We start from the raw sequence: 14,842 nt of genomic DNA on the forward strand, positions 1-14,842 counted from the left end.
CTCTCCATCGTTCTCGCCCGCTCGGGCAGTCATGGCCCGCACTCTGTTCGCCTGGTCGAGAACATTACGTGAAGCGCGCTTGCGGCTATTCAGGCACTGGCGCGGAGCATGAACCGATCGTCACGGCTGCGTGGACGGTTCGTGTTGCGGCTCCTTTGCCGGCGCCGGCGGCGGGTCCTGCGCCTCCACCGGCAACGGCGCCACCGGAGGCTGCGCCACCGCCGCCGGGGGCGCAGTGGCCGGTGCTGCCGAGCCCACCGGCGCATTGGCAGCCGATGCCTGCGCAGGTGGCACTGCGGGCGCTGCGGGCGCCGTGGGTGCGGCAGGTGCTGCCGGCGGATGTGTCGGCACCGGTGCGGGCGCTGGCGCCGCGGCGGCGGGGACCGCTTCGGTCACCCTGGGCAAATACGAATTCAGGCGCTCGAAAAAACGCTTGTAGAAGGCCGCGTCCTGCACCGTGGTGCTGGACACGCGCACCAGCGAATCGCCGCTGCTGCCCACCGGCAGCGACAACGAGCCGAGGACGCCCACGCCGACGCTGGCGGAGGTCGAACTCTTCTTCAGCGCATACCGGTCCTGCAGCGCACTGACGAACACCTGCGCCTTGCCGCCGTCCTGGGTGGCGCAGGAGATGCGCAAGTTGAGTTGCTCGCTCTGCTCGGCTTCCTTCAACTGGAAATTCTTGCTGCCTTCCACCGCCGCCGCATCGGCACGGGTGACCGCGTAGCCCTGGCTCAGCAGCACGCGCCGAGCCGCTTCGCAGGCCTGCGGCGAGCTGGCCGCCACGCTGCGCGAATAGGTGTCGTCGGAATTGAACGACTCGCGCATCAGCATCGTGTCGCCCTTGCTGCCACCGCAGCCGGCCAGGGTTGCCAGCGCGCCCAGCAGTGCGCCATGCGCGATCAGGGAAGTACGAGACATGGGAAGATTCCATCATCCAAAACCGGCCAAAGCATAGCCGCAACCCATGTGCGCGCGGTGTCGCCTTGCCTGCTCAGGGCATCGGCGGTTCATCCGCTGGCAGCTGCAGGTCTACCTGCAGGCGGCTGCCGTCGGCGCCGATGCGTTCGGCGCGCAGGTAGTGATGGGTGCGGACCGCCGCCAACGGCACCGGTGCCCGGCACGGCTCGCCCCACAGGCTCAGGCGGAAGCCCTGCGCCTGCAACCAGGCGGTCAGCCGGTCCCATAGCGGCTGCTCGGCGCACAGCTCCAGGTCCAGGTCCGCCGGTCCGTCAGGCACCAGGGTAGGCGACTGCAGCCAGCGCGCGTAGCTGCCATGTACCCGCACCGGTATTCCCAGCGCCTGCACGGCCTGCAGCAGCTGCGCGGTCTGCGCCAGGTCCAGTCGCGCCCGGCAGTGCTGGAAGATCAGCGCGTACTCGTGGCTGCGGTTGCTGTCGGTGCGTGCATGCGCGATCGCATCGGCTGGACGCCGGTAGCACAGCACCCGCTCTTCGTGCAGCGTGAACAGGCTACCCAGGATCCGGCCCAGGTCCCAGGCCTGCGGAATCAATCGTCCGCCAAGACAGATGTTTTCCACCATCGCCACGCCGAATGCGTTTGGCCGCAGCCACCGTCGCAGCGCATGGAACACCGCGCGCATGCCGGCCAGATAGCCGGCGTAATCGGCACTGGCATACAGCTGGCCTGCCTGCGCCTGGCCCCGCCACTGGCAGCCGAAATACGGCACGTTGGTCAGGCACAGATCGATCGCCGCTGCGGGCGCGGCCTGCACCAGGCTGCCGAACACCACCGGCGCATCCACCCCATGCCGCCGCAGCCGTGTGCGCGCGGCCTGCGCCCGCGCGACATCGATTTCCATGCCGTGCGCGTTGCGCCCTTCGAGCGCAGCAGCGAGCAAGGTGGTGCCGAATCCGCAGAACGGGTCGAACACCTGCTCGCCCGGCAGGCTGAAGTGGCGCACGAACGGGCGCATCTGATTGACCCAGCCGCAGTCGCGGCCCTGCAGCGGATCTGCGGCGCGCAGATCCTGCGGCAACGCCCAGGCAGCATCGTCGGCGCTCGGTGTCCACCAGCTGCGCCGATCGAACTCATCCATCGGCCGGCTCCCACAGCACGTCGGCGTCGGGGTCCCAACCCGCGCACAGGCGACCGTTGGCGAAGAACACCAGCTTGTAGATGTCGCCGGTGGCATGACGCGCGTGCATGGCCGCGTAATCGGCACTTTCGAACACCACCTGCAGGCCGTCGTCGCCGCGCAGGCGCACGTTCCAGAAGTAATACCCTTCGGTCATGCCATCGAGCTGCCACTGCGCCCACCAGGGCTGCTGCATGCACTCGGCCAGCAATGGCTCCACGCCGATGCGCTGCTGTTCGATGTAGCGCCAGGTGCCGTTGCTGCGATACGCCTCGTCCAGGCGCGACAGCTCGCGGAAGATCACCTGGCTGGCGCCGCAACGACGTGCCCACGCGATGTACTGCGCCACGTCCTCGGCACAGCAGATGCCATCGCGCTGCACGATGCAGACCAGCCGCACCGGCAGGCGTTCGGCAATACTGCGCGCGGTGCGCATGAAGGTGGCCGCATCGGCAATGGGCTCGCCCGCCCGAAACCGCATGATGGCATCGTTGCGCGCCTGCAACGGATGGTGGCGCGACAGTTCGATCCACGACAGGCCGAACGCGCTCAGCGCATCCAGCAGGCGCCCGCCCTGCGCACGCGCCAGGCCCGCACCGTTGCTGTAGAGCACGCGCTGCTCGACCTGCGGGCCATCCGGTGTCTGCGACAAGGTCTGCAGCAGGGTCTGCAGCCAGTGTGCGTCGTCGGTCATCTCCAGACCCGACAACGAATACGACAACGGCACCGCGTGCAGCAACCGCAACGCAGCGCGCAGCTGATCGAAATACGCCGGACCCGGCCGCAGCATGGACGCGCTCAGGCCACCGCCATGCTGGCGCAGGTTTTCCGAACAGAACCCGCAGCGCGCCGAGCAGGGCCGCACCGACGCATACGGGGTGAAGGTCACCGGCAGCGCGATCCGATAGCTGCGTTCGCCCAGACGCACGCGATGCCAGCGGTGGCCCTCGTCCTGCAGCGGCACGCGCCGCTGCAGGCTGGGCACGGCGGCGCGCAACTGCGCCAGCAGCGGTGAGGCGGACGATAGCGGCGCGTTGTCGAAGGAGGCGGGCGTGTCCATGCCTGCGTGCTGCCGGTCAGCGGCGCGCGGCGTCGGCGCGCGCACGCACCTGCTCCAGCGTCCACTCCTGCCGCATCGCCCCGTTTTCCCACACCGTTACCAGCGCATCTTCGCTGTCGGCGCTGGCGGCCACCTCGTCGAGCAGGGCACTGCGGTAGCTGCCATCGCGACGGTCGCGCAGCAGGGTCAGCCGGCCACGCTTGCTCTGCTTGCCCTGGTCGGTGATCGGATCCTTGTAGACATCGATCCACTGCCCGTCCACGCGCACCGCCGAGCACTTGAGCGCGAACTTCTGGGTGTCGCGGTCCACCTTCTGCAGCAGGGCGCCGCCCATGCCGAAGGCGACGTTGTCGGCGGCATAGCCGGCGGCGGTGATGCGCTCCAGAATCGCGCGCAACGACTGCGGATTGATGCCATCGCCCTGGATCACGCGCACGTGGTTGAGCACCTTGTAGCCCTTGCCATTGACCTGGTGGCCAAAAGCTTCGTCCAGCAGCAGCAGGCACTGTTCGACCACATCCACCGGGTCGCCGGAATCGGGGCGGATCACCACCGTGGCGCCGGAAGCGATGATCTGCTCGCGCAAGGTGGTACCCCAGTGTTCGCGGATGGCGCGATAGATGTCGTAGCTGTCCGACACCACCGCCACGATGGAACCGGGCCGCGCGAACTGGGCGAGCATGTTGCGGTACGCATCGACCTCGCGCTCGCGGCCCCAGCTGGTGATGGTGCTGTGTTCGGCGGCGGGAATCGAAAAGCCCGCCACCGGTGTGTGGTAGTGCGCGCGTGCCAGCAGCAGCGCCGACAAGGTATCGGTGCCGAGAAAGTTCACCAGATGCGCTGCGCCACCGAGGGCAGCCGAGCCCAGGCTGGACACGCCGCGCGCACCGAAGTCGTGCAGCTTGAACGGCAACTGCCCTTCCGGATCGTCGCTGCTGCGCTGCAGGTAATCGCGCACGACCTGCTTCACCTGCCAGCTCACCGTGGCCACCGTCACCGGATACCACACGCGCAGCAACAGGGTTTCCAGGTACGACGGCACCCAGAACGCCTGGGCGTCGGTGGACTCGATCGTCATCAGCACGTTGTGCGTGGGCACCACCGTGCCTTCGGGCACCGCACGGATGCGGATCGGCAACTGGCCACCGAGACGGTCGACGATATCGCGCCAGCCGGCTTCGTTGAACGGCTCGCCATGCGCGGCCAGCAACGCCTTCGCATCGTCGATGTCGGCGTGCGTGACCGGCCGGTTGATGGCTTCCTTCAGGATCGACTGCAGGCCGAAGAACACGGTCTGGTCGTACACGCCGCCACGCGATTCCACGTAGAAAAACGCGGCATCGGTGCCGGGCGGATACTGCAGCCAGTGGCTGGCCTTGTAGCTATCGGTATTGAGCAGCAGGTTATCGAGGTAATGCATGACGGAAGCTCCTTCGCGTCGGGGAAACCGGCGGTCTGTCCGCCGGCGGGAGGCCGTGCCGCAAGCAACGCCACGGGCCATGCGGCCAACACCGAGCGGTGCCGGCACGCAGGCGCAGGGCGCTGCCTTCAACCACGGCCCAGGAAGAATTCGAGGATATGCAGGTGGTCTTCGTACAGCCGCGGGCCCATCGCCATGACTTCGGCGATCGGAATCCAGCGCGCCTTGTCGGCATCGTCGCCACCGCGCACGACCGGCAACTCGCCGGCCGGAAATTCGAAGTGGAAGGCATGGGTGATGGTGCGCCCGCGCAGGCTGCGGTCGGGATGGTCGAACACCTGGCGCGCACGCAACGAGCCTTTGAGCACCGGCACCGGCAGCTTGAGCCGGGTTTCCTCGCGCAGCTCGCGCAGGCAGCTGTCCAGCAGCCCCTCGTCCTGTGCGACAAAGCCGCCCGGCAACGCCCACAGGCCCTTGCCCGGTTCGGCACGACGGCGCACCAGCAGCACGTGGCCCGAGTGCACCACCACCGCATCGGTGGTCACGAAGGTCGGCGCATACGGCGCATCCTTCCAGGCAGCGCGGTACTGCTCGATGAAGCGGTATTCGGCCACCAGCTGCGCATAACTTGGCGAATTGCGCCGGAACGCTTCGAGCATGTCGTACACCGGCGCCGGCACGTTGCCGCGCAGCATCAGCAGCCCGCCATGGAAACCGATGTCGCCGGCCTCGAACAGATAACGACGCAACTCGGTGGCCGACAAGGTGGCGGTGTGCTGCACATCTTCCAGCGGCCACTGCGGGAACTCGCGCAGGTAATAGCTGCTGGCATCCTTGTCCATGCCGATCAGGCCGACCCGCGCATCCGGCACGCCGCCATCGGCTTGCACCGCTTCGGCGACCTGGCGCTGCACCTCGGCGATCCACAGGCTTTCGTTATAGAGATGATCGCGCAATGGACGCAGGATCAGTCGCGCATTCTCGCCCGGCAATGCCGATTCGATCATCACTGCGCGCTCGGCGACGGTCCAGGGGTTGCGAATGGTGCGTGGCGTGTCGGCCGAGCCGATCAACACGATGAGCTTGCTGGCCTTGCCCAGCGCGTGGCGGGCGACGGCGGCGTGGCCGTTATGAAAGGGCTCGAAACGCCCGATAAACACGAGATAATTGTACTGCGATGCCATGAGAATCCCTCACGGTTGGTGGGTAGCCAGCGGTCTGTCCGCTGGCTTGGCGCAAATGCTACGCCGATGCGCGACGGCGTCAAGCAGGCAATGCGGTTGCATACGGCATCACGGTCGTGACGCAGCGGTCATCATTGCTGGCTAGACTCGGCACTCTCGTTTCCCAAGGAGTTCGCCTGCATGCCACGTTCGATCGCGCAGGCGCTGCTGCGCAGTGTGCTGGTCGCTATCGCCATGCTGGGCACCGCCCTGCCGGCGCTGGCGGCAACGCCGAGCGCGCCACTGCGGGTGATGTCGTTCAACGTGCGCGTGCCGGTGGATACCGACGGCGACAAACGCTGGCAGGCGCGTCGCGATGCCATGGTCGCGTTGATCGCGCAGACGCATCCGGATGTCGTCGGCACGCAGGAACTGGTGCAGGAGCAGGCGCAGTATCTTGCAACGCACTTGCCGACCTACCGCTGGTTCGGCAAGGGGCGCCGTGCCGACGGCGGCGATGAGCACATGGGCGTGTTCTATGACAGCGGTGCGCTGACGGTGATCGAATCGGGCGACTTCTGGCTGTCCGACACCCCGGAGGTGGCCGGCAGCATCACCTGGGGCAACGTGTTACCGCGCATGGTGACCTGGGCGCTATTCGAACGCCGCAGCGACAAGCGCCGTTTTTACCTGTTCAACACGCATTTCCCCTATCGCGACGAAGATGAACCTGCCCGCGAGCGCAGCGCGCAGCTGATTCTGTCGCGCATTGCCCGCTTGCCGGCCGACATACCGGTCGTGCTGACCGGTGATTTCAACAGCGATCCGGACAAGCTCACCTATTCCACGCTCACTGCCGTACTGGGCGATGCACGCGCGCGCGCATCCGAGCGCAGCGGGCCGGAAAACACCTTCCAGGGTTTCAGCACCCGCCCCACCCGGCGGATCGACTGGATCCTGTTCCGCGGCCTGAGCCCCACCCGCTTCACCACCCTGGACGATCGGCCTGGCGGCATCCTGCCTTCTGATCATTATCCGGTGCTGGCCGAGTTCGGCTGGCCGCGCTGACCGCAGACGCGCCGTCGTTTCCCGGACAACGACGGCGCCTGCCAGAGCCGCTACCACGATCCGATCCACGAGGACGCTGCGCCACGTGAGACGGCTCTCATGCATCGCGAGCAAGCATTTTGCCGGTAGGCAAGGCGCACATGCATCGATGGGTGAACCGATAAAACATTGAACGTCCGCGCAGCGACCACGCAGCGATATTGTCGGCGGCTCAAGCCGTCTGGATACCGGCCTGTGCCGCGCTGGCCTGCAGCCATTCCAGCAAGGTCTGCAGGATCGCCGATGGCGTGTCGCGCCAGACGATGGACAGCTCGCGCCGCGCCCAGCTTTCGTCCAGCGGCACCGCCGCCAACTGCTGCCTGACGCTGGAGCATGCCAGCGCCGCATGCGGCACGATGGCCACGCCCACGCCGCGCGCCAGCATGCGGCACAGCGTTTCGATGCCGGGCACGCGCGCGCGGATGCGCAGGTGCACGCCGGCCCTGGCCAGATGCGTGCGCAGGTGACGCTGCAAGGCGTTGTCGGCCGACAAGGCCAGCAACTGCATCTGGGCGATATCGGCCAAGCGCACGCTGCCTGCACCAGCCAGCGGATGGCTGGCGGCCATCGCCAGCACCAGGCGATCCTGCCGGAACGGGCGTCGCTGCAGGCCGGTGAAGTCCGCATGCCCCGCCACCACGGCCAGATCGGCACGTTCATCGCGCACCGCGTCGGCCGCCTCCTCGCTGCCCCACTCGGCCAGGGTCAGATCCACCCGCGGATGCGCCAGCAAGAAATCCGCCACGCATTCGGGTAGCCACTCCGAGAGTGCGGCGGTGTTGGCGGCCAGTCGCAGCGTGACCTGGCCGCCGATGCCATAGTCGCCAAGTTCGCTGCGCATCGCCTGCTCCTGCCGCGCCAGCACCCGTGCGTGGCGCAACAACACCTGGCCGGCGGCGGTGAGCGTCACCCCACGCCGACCACGCTCGAACAGCGCCGCCCCGACCTGCAGCTCAAGCGCGCGAATGCGCGCACTGACGGCCGCCAGCGACAACGCCACGCGGTCGGCGCCAGCCGTGATGCTGCCGGTGTCGGCCACTGCGACAAAGATCCGCAGATCGACGAATTCCACCTGCATGCGCACTCCCAGCCTTCGGTGTGGCCGAAGTCTGCCTCAAACAAAGACAGCTTGCCGGGTCGGCATCGCCGCGCGGATCCTGGCCGCCATGAGTGGACATGTTTCGCAGTGGCTGCTGGTTGCAGCGGTCTTCCTGCTGGCCGGCGGCGTCAAGGGCGTGGCCGGCATGGGGCTGCCGACGGTAGCGATGGGGCTGCTCGGGCTATGGCTGCCGCCCAGCCAGGCCGCTGCACTGCTGGTGCTGCCTTCGCTGGTGACGAATCTGCAGCAGGCCTGGGGGCCGGCGCCGGCGGCGCTGCTGCGGCGCCTGTGGCCGGTCTTGGCATTCGTGGTGGCGGGTACCTGGCTGAGCGCCGGGGTGATGATCGGCGGCAACCCGCGCGTCCTGCGCGCCACACTCGGCGTGCTGCTGGTGGCCTACGCCCTGCTCGGGCTTGCGCGCCGGCAGTGGACGCTGCCGCCACGCCACGAACGCTGGGCCAGCCCATTGACGGGACTGGTCGGTGGCCTGCTCAACGGCGCCACCGGCGTGCTGGTGCTTCCGGTAGTGCCTTACCTGTCTGCGCTGGGCCTGCCGCGTGAGCTGCTGATCCGCGCACTGGCGGCGTGCTTCGGCACGGCAACGCTTGCCCTGGCCATTGCGCTGGTCTGGCATGGCGGGGTGCCGCTCTCGGCCGGCCTGCCATCGCTGTTGGCGCTGGTACCTACCGCAGCTGGCGTATGGGCTGGCACGCGGGTGCGCCGCCGCATCTCTGCCGAGCTGTTCCGCCAGGTATTTTTCGGCACCTTGCTGCTGCTCGGCCTGCAGGCCTGCTGGCAGGCGCTGGCCTGAGACCCTGCTGACAGCGGATGCCGCACACAAACGAAAACGCCACCGGCAAGCGGTGGCGTTCGTCGATGGGACAAGCAGCGGTGATCAGTCTGCCCAGCGCCCCGGGGCCGTGGATTGCGGCAGCACCTGCGCCGACAGCGGTTGGTCCTGCGACAGCAGGCCCAGCGCATCGGCCAGGATGGCGGCCGACTCGTGCAACAACGGGTCCGGACGCTTTTCTGCGGCCTTTTCGCGTGCGGTGTCCTTGACGATGTCGCGCTCGCTGCCGGTCAGGCCGTCATCGGTGTCGTCGGCAAGCGGATCCAGCGGCAAGCCGAGCTGCTTGCGGATCTGCTGACGATCCTTGCGCTGCTGGTCCTGCTTCTGGCGCTCGGCCAGGCGCTCGGCCTCGTTCAAGGAAATGTACTTCTTGGCCTTCTCTTCGCGGAACTGTTTGACGTCCTCTTCCCACCACTGGAACTCCTTGTCGGTGGCGATGCGGGCGGTGTGCAGGGTCTGCAGTTTGGGCAGCAGCGGCGCGAAGTTGCCGTACTGGGTGTGCGGCGCGGCAGCGATGCGCGTCCACGGCAGTGCGTTGTCGTAGGTGCTCTCGCCGAATTCGGTGGCGTCCACGCTGGCCGGGAAGGCGATGTCCGGCACCACGCCCTTGTGCTGGGTGCTGGAACCGCTGACGCGGAAGAACTGCGCAATGGTCAGCTTGACCTGCCCGTAGCGCTGGCCTTCGGCGGCTGGCCAACGGTCCAGGTCCACGATGTTCTGCACCGTGCCCTTGCCGAAGCTGGTTTCGCCGATCACCAGGCCACGGCCGTAATCCTGGATGGCGCCGGCAAAGATCTCCGATGCCGATGCCGAGCCGCGATTGATCAGCACGCCCAGCGGGCCATCCCAGGCGACCTTGGGATTGCTGTCGCCATTGACGGTGACCCGGCCGCCGGATTCGCGCACCTGCACCACCGGGCCCTGTTCGATGAACAGGCCGGTGAGCTCGATCGCCTCGTCCAGCGAGCCGCCGCCGTTGTTGCGCAGATCCAGCACCACGCCGTCGACCTTGTCGGTCTTGAAGCCTGCCAGCAACTTGGCGACGTCGCGCGTTGCAGAGGCGTAATCGGTCGCATTGCGACGACGCCCTTCGAAATCCTGGTAGAAGCCCGGCAGCTTGATGATGCCGATGCGGCGTTCCGGCTGACCGCCCTGGGCCGGCAGGGTGATGGTTTCGCCCTTGGCGGCCTGTTCGGCCAGGCGCACCTTCTGCCGGGTCAGCGTGACCGTGCGGTGCTTGCCGTCGATGCCCGATTCGGCCGGGATGTATTCCAGGCGCACCTGGGTGTCCTTGCTGCCGCGGATCTTGGCCACCACGTCGTCGATGCGCCAGCCGATCACGTCCTCGATGGCGCCATTCTTTGCCTGGCCCACGCCGACGATGCGATCGCCCGGCTTGAGCGTGCCATCCACCGCCGCCGGGCCGCCCGGGATCACCTCGCGGATCACCACCATGTCGTCCTGCTTCTGCAGCTGCGCACCGATGCCTTCCAGCGACAGCGACATCTGCTGATTGAACGTCTCGGCAGTACGCGGGGTGAAATAGTCGGTGTGCGGGTCGACCGCATTGGTATAGGCGTTGACGAAGAACTGGAACACGTCCTCGCCCTTGAGCTGCTTGACCGAATCGGCAAGCGCGGCGTAACGCTTGTCCAGCGTCTTGCGGATGTCCTCGGGCTTCTTGCCGGCCAGCTTCAGGCGCAGCCAGTCGTTCATCACCGATTGCCGCCACAACACATCCAGCTGCTTGTCATCCGATGCCCACGGCACATCCTTGCGGTCGTACTCGAACTTGTCGCTGCCGTTGAAATCGAAGTCCTGCTTGAGCAGGTCGCGCGCGTATTTGACGCGCTGGTCGACCCGCTTGCGGTACACCGCAAAGACCTGGAACGCCGGTTCCAGATTGCCGCCGCGCAATGCGTCGCCCACACCGGCCTGCAGTGGCGCAAAGCCGTCGATGTCGGCCTGGGTGAAGAACTGCTTGCCGCCATCGAGCGTTTCCAGATACCGCTTGAAGACGTCCTTGGCCATCGCTTCGTCCAGCGTGCGCGGCCGGTAGGCGTAGCGGCTGTCGGACAGCAGGCCATAGACGAGTTTGGTCGCGGTCGCCTGCTCGGGCGTGGCGGCCGCCGGCAACGCGGTATCGGCGCGTGCCAGCAATGCCATCGGAGTGGTCAACACCAGCGCCAGCAGGCCGGCCTTCATGGACGCAGAAACGTTGTAGGTCATCGAATGGCTCTCGGCACGGGGCCGATGAAAGAAAGGCGTTGATCGGATCAGACAGCATGACAGTGCCGAAAGTTGCTGGCGTTGTCATCCGCCGGCTGAATCAGCCTAGCGCCGGGCATGTAGCGGATTGTGAACGAGACCGTACCTCGCTCGGCCGGACGCCGCCGCCGGATGCAAGACGGCCCCATGCAGTGCACAGGGCCGAATCGGGCCAATTCGTCGAGGCCGAATCAGCGGAGTGGACGCACGCTTGCGCTCCCGGCGTTGATGCTGGCCGCGCCGAACAGCAGGACGCGACGGCAATCACATGCCGACCAACGCTACCGCCACTCAGGCGGCGACGCCGGCGCCTGCGGCCTGCCGGTCGGCGTGATACGACGAACGCACCATCGGACCCGATGCGACGTGGCTGAAGCCCAGCGCATTGCCGTACTCCTCCAGCGCCTTGTATTCCTCCGGCGTCCAGTAGCGCATCACCGGGTGATGGTGCGGCGTTGGCTGCAGGTATTGCCCGATCGTGATCATGTCCACATCGTGCGCACGCAGATCGCGCAAGGTGGCCTGCACCTGCTCCATGGTTTCGCCCAGCCCGAGCATGATGCCGGACTTGGTGGCGATGGACGGATGCTGCGCCTTGAAGCGCTGCAGCAGGGTCAGCGACCACTGGTAATCCGCACCGGGGCGCACGTTCGGATACAGGTCCGGCACGGTTTCGATGTTGTGGTTGAACACGTCCGGCGGGCTGAGCGCCAGGATCTCCAGCGCACGGTCCATGCGGCCCTTGCCGCGGAAATCCGGGGTCAGGATCTCGATGCGGGTGTTGGGCGAACTGGCGCGGATGGCGGAGATGCAATCCACGAAGTGCTGTGCACCGCCGTCGCGCAGATCGTCGCGGTCGACGCTGGTCACCACCACGTATTTCAGGCCCATGTCGGCCACGGTGGTGGCCAGGCTGGCCGGCTCGTTGGCGTCGGGCGGCTTGGGCCGGCCGTGCGCCACATCGCAGAACGAGCAGCGCCGCGTGCACACCTCGCCCAGGATCATGAAGGTGGCAGTGCCGTGGCTGAAGCACTCGTGGATGTTCGGGCAGCTGGCTTCCTCGCACACGGTGACCAGGCGGTTTTCGCGCAGCTTGGCCTTGAGGTTCTGCACCGCGTTGCCGGATGGAATGCGCACGCGGATCCACGACGGCTTGCGCAGTACCGGCGCATCGACGAACTGCACCGGCGAACGATGGATCTTGTCGCCACCGATCTGCTTGACGCCGGTCTGCAATGGCGCAGGCGCAGCGGCGTCGCCGGAGACGACCTGCAAGGGGATGGAACGGGCGATGGGCTGGGTCATGACGATACGGGCGCTCAGGCCGGAAGCGAAAGGTCGGGCAATGCGGAAACGGGCTGCAGCACGAGGCCGAACTGGCGTGCCAGTTGCTCGAGCAGCACCGCCTTGACGGCGTCCATCCCGGAAGGGCCGCCCAAGTCTAGCACCGAGGTCACCTGCAGACCCTGGTAGCCGCAGGGGTTGATGCGGTGGAACGGCTCCAGGTCCATCGCCACGTTGAACGACAGCCCATGGAACGTGCAGCCCCGGCGCACCCGGATGCCCAGCGCGGCGATCTTGGCCGCACCGACGTAGACGCCGGGGGCGCCCTCGCGGCGCTCGGCCACGATGTTCCACTCCTCCAGCGTGTCGATCAGCGCCTGCTCGATCTTGCATACGTAATCGCGCACGCCGATCCTGAGCCGGCGCAGGTCCAGCAGCGGATAGACCACCAACTGGCCGGGGCCGTGATAGGTCACCTGCCCGCCGCGATCGACCTGCAGCACCGGAATGGCGCCCGGCGCCAGCACGTGCTCGGGCTTGCCGGCCTGTCCCAGGGTGAACACCGGCGCGTGCTCGACCGCCCACACCTCGTCGGCCGTGTGCTCATCGCGCGTATCGGTGAAACGCTGCATTGCACGCCACACCGCGGTGTAGTCCTGCTGACCCAGGTCGCGCAATTGCGCCGGCGGGATGGCACCCGGAGCCACGACCGGTTCGGCCGCTACAGCGTCCACTTCACTTCCGGATGGTCGCGCAGCGCCTGATGCGCGGCGTCGAACTGTTCCCGGCTCTCGGCACGGAAGCCGATCTTGACCGAGACATACTTGCCGCTGGAAGAGTGCTTCCAGCTGACGCTTTCCTGCAGCAGCTCCACGCCGGTGGCGGCGAGCAGGCGCGGAAGCTCCGTCTCCAGGCCACGATCGGCCGCGCCCATGGCGCTGAGCTCGAAGGTGCCGGGAAACTGGAAGCCGTGATCGGGGTTGTCGGTGCTGATATCCATCGCCCCATTATCGGGCCGGTGGCGGGCAAACCCAAGTCCGTCGCAGGCCGCTGCGGATATCGGCCCATCGCTTACCACCATGCACCGGGTGCGTGTACCGGAGCTCGGTGATTACCTTCTCCAGCCAAACACAGTTATGCAGCAGCGCGCCAGCTGCGGTAATCGGACTCGACAGACACTACGTCGGTGCCTTGCGAAATTCACATGATGCAGCAGTGGTGGAAGGCACCTTTGCTGAACCTAGTCCCTCCTTCACTCCCCCAGGCCCTCCATGCTCCGACCGCGCGCGTTGTCTGCTGCCCTGCTGCTTTCTTTCACCGGGTTGTCGATGCCCGCCCTGGCGGCGGATCAATGCGACTCGAGCCGGCTGGGGCGCACGCCGCCGGCGGTGAATTTTCGTGTCGATAACGACCTGTTCGGGGGCGAAGACCAGGACCAGGGATACTCCAACGGGGCGATGCTGACCCTGGTATCGCCCAACCTGGTGGACTACACCGACGACCCCTGCCTGCCGCGCACCGCGCGCTGGGTGAACAGTTATCTGGAACGCCTGCATCCGGGCGAGTTCGACCAGCAGAACATGGTGTTCTCGATCGGCCAGGCGATCTTCACCCCGACCGACTACACCCGTCGCGACGTGATCCCGGACGACCGCCCGTACGCCGGCATCCTGTTGGCAAGCTTCGGTTACAACGCGCGTAACGATGCACACCTGCGAACCACCCAGTTGCAGCTTGGCGTGGTCGGCCCGTGGGCCTTCGCGCAGGAAGCGCAGGATGCGATCCACGACATCCTGGGCGACGAGAAATTCCAGGGCTGGGACAACCAGTTGCATAACGAACCTGTGATCAACCTGGTCCACGAGCGCATGCGCCGCTGGCCATCCGATGCCAGCGGCAATGCCGGCGGTTTTGGCTGGGACTTCATTTCCCATTGGGGCGGGGCGGTGGGCAACATGGCCACGCATCTGAATGCAGGTGGCGAAGCGCGCTTTGGCTGGAAACTCCCCGATGACTTCGGCAGCACCCCGACGCGCCCGGCCGGCGAAAACACTGCGCCCAGCCGCCTGGGCCGTGCCAGCGGCTGGTCGGGGCATCTGTTCGTGGCCACCGACGCACGCTGGGTGCTGCGCGACATCACCCTGGACGGCAACACCTTCCGCAACAGCCACAGCGTGGACAAGCGCCCGTTCGTGGGCGATGTCGGTTACGGCCTGGCCATCATGTACGGCCGCTGGAAATTCGCCCTGGCCCGCTACCACCGCACCCGCGAATTCGAGACCCAGCGCGAGACGCCGGTGTATGGGAGTTTCACCATCAGCCGGATGCTTTGAGGGCTGGGATTGGGGATTCGGGATTGGGGATTCGCAAGAGCGGGCTGTTGGGGCCTTGCAGCTGCTGTTGCTGGTGCGAATCCCTAATGCCCAATCCCCAATCTCCGCCAACAAAAAAGCCGGCTTTCGCCGGCTTTTTGTTGAATCGTTACGATTGCTG

13 protein-coding genes are annotated in these 14,842 nt (G+C 66.8%); 3 read left to right on the top strand and 10 right to left on the bottom strand.

Going from position 1 to position 14,842, the window contains the following annotated elements; genetic code table 11:
• Window positions 1–120 precede the first annotated feature (120 nt).
• The 5 genes from ACCQ05_RS18085 to ACCQ05_RS18105 form a co-directional block, all read right to left on the bottom strand.
• A complete protein-coding gene (locus tag ACCQ05_RS18085; protein WP_228962186.1) occupies window positions 121–921 on the bottom strand; it encodes a DUF2242 domain-containing protein in 801 nt (266 codons plus the stop codon).
• 73 nt (window positions 922–994) lie between these two features.
• Window positions 995–2,059, bottom strand: coding sequence for a DNA methyltransferase (locus tag ACCQ05_RS18090; protein ID WP_228962187.1), 1,065 nt, complete (start codon window positions 2,057–2,059; stop codon window positions 995–997).
• Window positions 2,052–3,158, bottom strand: coding sequence for a hypothetical protein (locus tag ACCQ05_RS18095; RefSeq protein ID WP_372391915.1), 1,107 nt, complete (start codon window positions 3,156–3,158; stop codon window positions 2,052–2,054). Before ACCQ05_RS18095 ends, ACCQ05_RS18090 begins: the two co-directional genes overlap by 8 nt.
• Before the next feature lie 16 nt (window positions 3,159–3,174).
• Window positions 3,175–4,578: a nicotinate phosphoribosyltransferase gene (locus tag ACCQ05_RS18100; protein WP_372391917.1), complete on the bottom strand. Its 1,404-nt coding sequence runs from the start codon at window positions 4,576–4,578 to the stop codon at window positions 3,175–3,177.
• 128 nt (window positions 4,579–4,706) lie between these two features.
• Window positions 4,707–5,762, bottom strand: coding sequence for a bifunctional nicotinamide-nucleotide adenylyltransferase/Nudix hydroxylase (locus ACCQ05_RS18105; protein WP_372391919.1), 1,056 nt, complete (start codon window positions 5,760–5,762; stop codon window positions 4,707–4,709).
• Between the two features lie 180 nt (window positions 5,763–5,942).
• Here ACCQ05_RS18105 and ACCQ05_RS18110 point away from each other — a divergent pair, with 180 nt between their 5' ends.
• Window positions 5,943–6,809, top strand: coding sequence for an endonuclease/exonuclease/phosphatase family protein (locus ACCQ05_RS18110; protein ID WP_372391921.1), 867 nt, complete (start codon window positions 5,943–5,945; stop codon window positions 6,807–6,809).
• A 211-nt stretch (window positions 6,810–7,020) separates the two neighbouring features.
• Here the strand turns inward: ACCQ05_RS18110 and ACCQ05_RS18115 are convergent, their stop codons facing one another.
• On the bottom strand, window positions 7,021–7,926 hold the full coding sequence (locus ACCQ05_RS18115; protein WP_267475678.1) for a LysR family transcriptional regulator: 906 nt from the start codon (window positions 7,924–7,926) through the stop codon (window positions 7,021–7,023).
• An 88-nt stretch (window positions 7,927–8,014) separates the two neighbouring features.
• Between ACCQ05_RS18115 and ACCQ05_RS18120 the strand changes: the two genes are divergently transcribed.
• A complete protein-coding gene (locus tag ACCQ05_RS18120; RefSeq protein WP_372391923.1) occupies window positions 8,015–8,758 on the top strand; it encodes a sulfite exporter TauE/SafE family protein in 744 nt (247 codons plus the stop codon).
• 84 nt (window positions 8,759–8,842) lie between these two features.
• Here ACCQ05_RS18120 and ACCQ05_RS18125 read toward each other — a convergent pair whose 3' ends face one another.
• The 4 genes from ACCQ05_RS18125 to ACCQ05_RS18140 all read right to left on the bottom strand — a co-directional run bounded on the left by ACCQ05_RS18125 (window position 8,843) and on the right by ACCQ05_RS18140 (window position 13,349).
• Complete coding sequence (locus ACCQ05_RS18125) at window positions 8,843–11,002, bottom strand: carboxy terminal-processing peptidase (protein WP_228962203.1); 2,160 nt, start codon at window positions 11,000–11,002, stop codon at window positions 8,843–8,845.
• 354 nt (window positions 11,003–11,356) lie between these two features.
• Window positions 11,357–12,370, bottom strand: a complete 1,014-nt coding sequence (gene lipA, locus ACCQ05_RS18130) for a lipoyl synthase (RefSeq protein ID WP_372391925.1) — start codon at window positions 12,368–12,370, stop codon at window positions 11,357–11,359.
• A 14-nt stretch (window positions 12,371–12,384) separates the two neighbouring features.
• Window positions 12,385–13,083: a lipoyl(octanoyl) transferase LipB gene (gene lipB / locus ACCQ05_RS18135; protein WP_372391928.1), complete on the bottom strand. Its 699-nt coding sequence runs from the start codon at window positions 13,081–13,083 to the stop codon at window positions 12,385–12,387.
• Complete coding sequence (locus tag ACCQ05_RS18140) at window positions 13,071–13,349, bottom strand: YbeD family protein (RefSeq protein WP_104539387.1); 279 nt, start codon at window positions 13,347–13,349, stop codon at window positions 13,071–13,073. Before ACCQ05_RS18140 ends, lipB begins: the two co-directional genes overlap by 13 nt.
• Window positions 13,350–13,620: 271 nt before the next feature.
• Between ACCQ05_RS18140 and ACCQ05_RS18145 the strand changes: the two genes are divergently transcribed.
• Window positions 13,621–14,682: a lipid A deacylase LpxR family protein gene (locus ACCQ05_RS18145; protein WP_228962196.1), complete on the top strand. Its 1,062-nt coding sequence runs from the start codon at window positions 13,621–13,623 to the stop codon at window positions 14,680–14,682.
• Window positions 14,683–14,842 lie beyond the last annotated feature (160 nt).

The organism is Xanthomonas sp. NCPPB 3582 (assembly GCF_041475735.2).
GTDB classification, from domain to species: Bacteria; Pseudomonadota; Gammaproteobacteria; order Xanthomonadales; family Xanthomonadaceae; genus Xanthomonas; species Xanthomonas codiaei.

Coding starts and splice junctions, on each gene's coding strand:
- ACCQ05_RS18085 (WP_228962186.1), bottom strand. CDS start 921: ATGTCTCGTACTTCCCTGATCGCGCATGGCGCACTGCTGGGCGCGCTG.
- ACCQ05_RS18090 (WP_228962187.1), bottom strand. CDS start 2,059: ATGGATGAGTTCGATCGGCGCAGCTGGTGGACACCGAGCGCCGACGAT.
- ACCQ05_RS18095 (WP_372391915.1), bottom strand. CDS start 3,158: ATGGACACGCCCGCCTCCTTCGACAACGCGCCGCTATCGTCCGCCTCA.
- ACCQ05_RS18100 (WP_372391917.1), bottom strand. CDS start 4,578: ATGCATTACCTCGATAACCTGCTGCTCAATACCGATAGCTACAAGGCC.
- ACCQ05_RS18105 (WP_372391919.1), bottom strand. CDS start 5,762: ATGGCATCGCAGTACAATTATCTCGTGTTTATCGGGCGTTTCGAGCCC.
- ACCQ05_RS18110 (WP_372391921.1), top strand. CDS start 5,943: ATGCCACGTTCGATCGCGCAGGCGCTGCTGCGCAGTGTGCTGGTCGCT.
- ACCQ05_RS18115 (WP_267475678.1), bottom strand. CDS start 7,926: ATGCAGGTGGAATTCGTCGATCTGCGGATCTTTGTCGCAGTGGCCGAC.
- ACCQ05_RS18120 (WP_372391923.1), top strand. CDS start 8,015: ATGAGTGGACATGTTTCGCAGTGGCTGCTGGTTGCAGCGGTCTTCCTG.
- ACCQ05_RS18125 (WP_228962203.1), bottom strand. CDS start 11,002: ATGAAGGCCGGCCTGCTGGCGCTGGTGTTGACCACTCCGATGGCATTG.
- lipA (WP_372391925.1), bottom strand. CDS start 12,370: ATGACCCAGCCCATCGCCCGTTCCATCCCCTTGCAGGTCGTCTCCGGC.
- ACCQ05_RS18140 (WP_104539387.1), bottom strand. CDS start 13,349: ATGGATATCAGCACCGACAACCCCGATCACGGCTTCCAGTTTCCCGGC.
- ACCQ05_RS18145 (WP_228962196.1), top strand. CDS start 13,621: ATGCTCCGACCGCGCGCGTTGTCTGCTGCCCTGCTGCTTTCTTTCACC.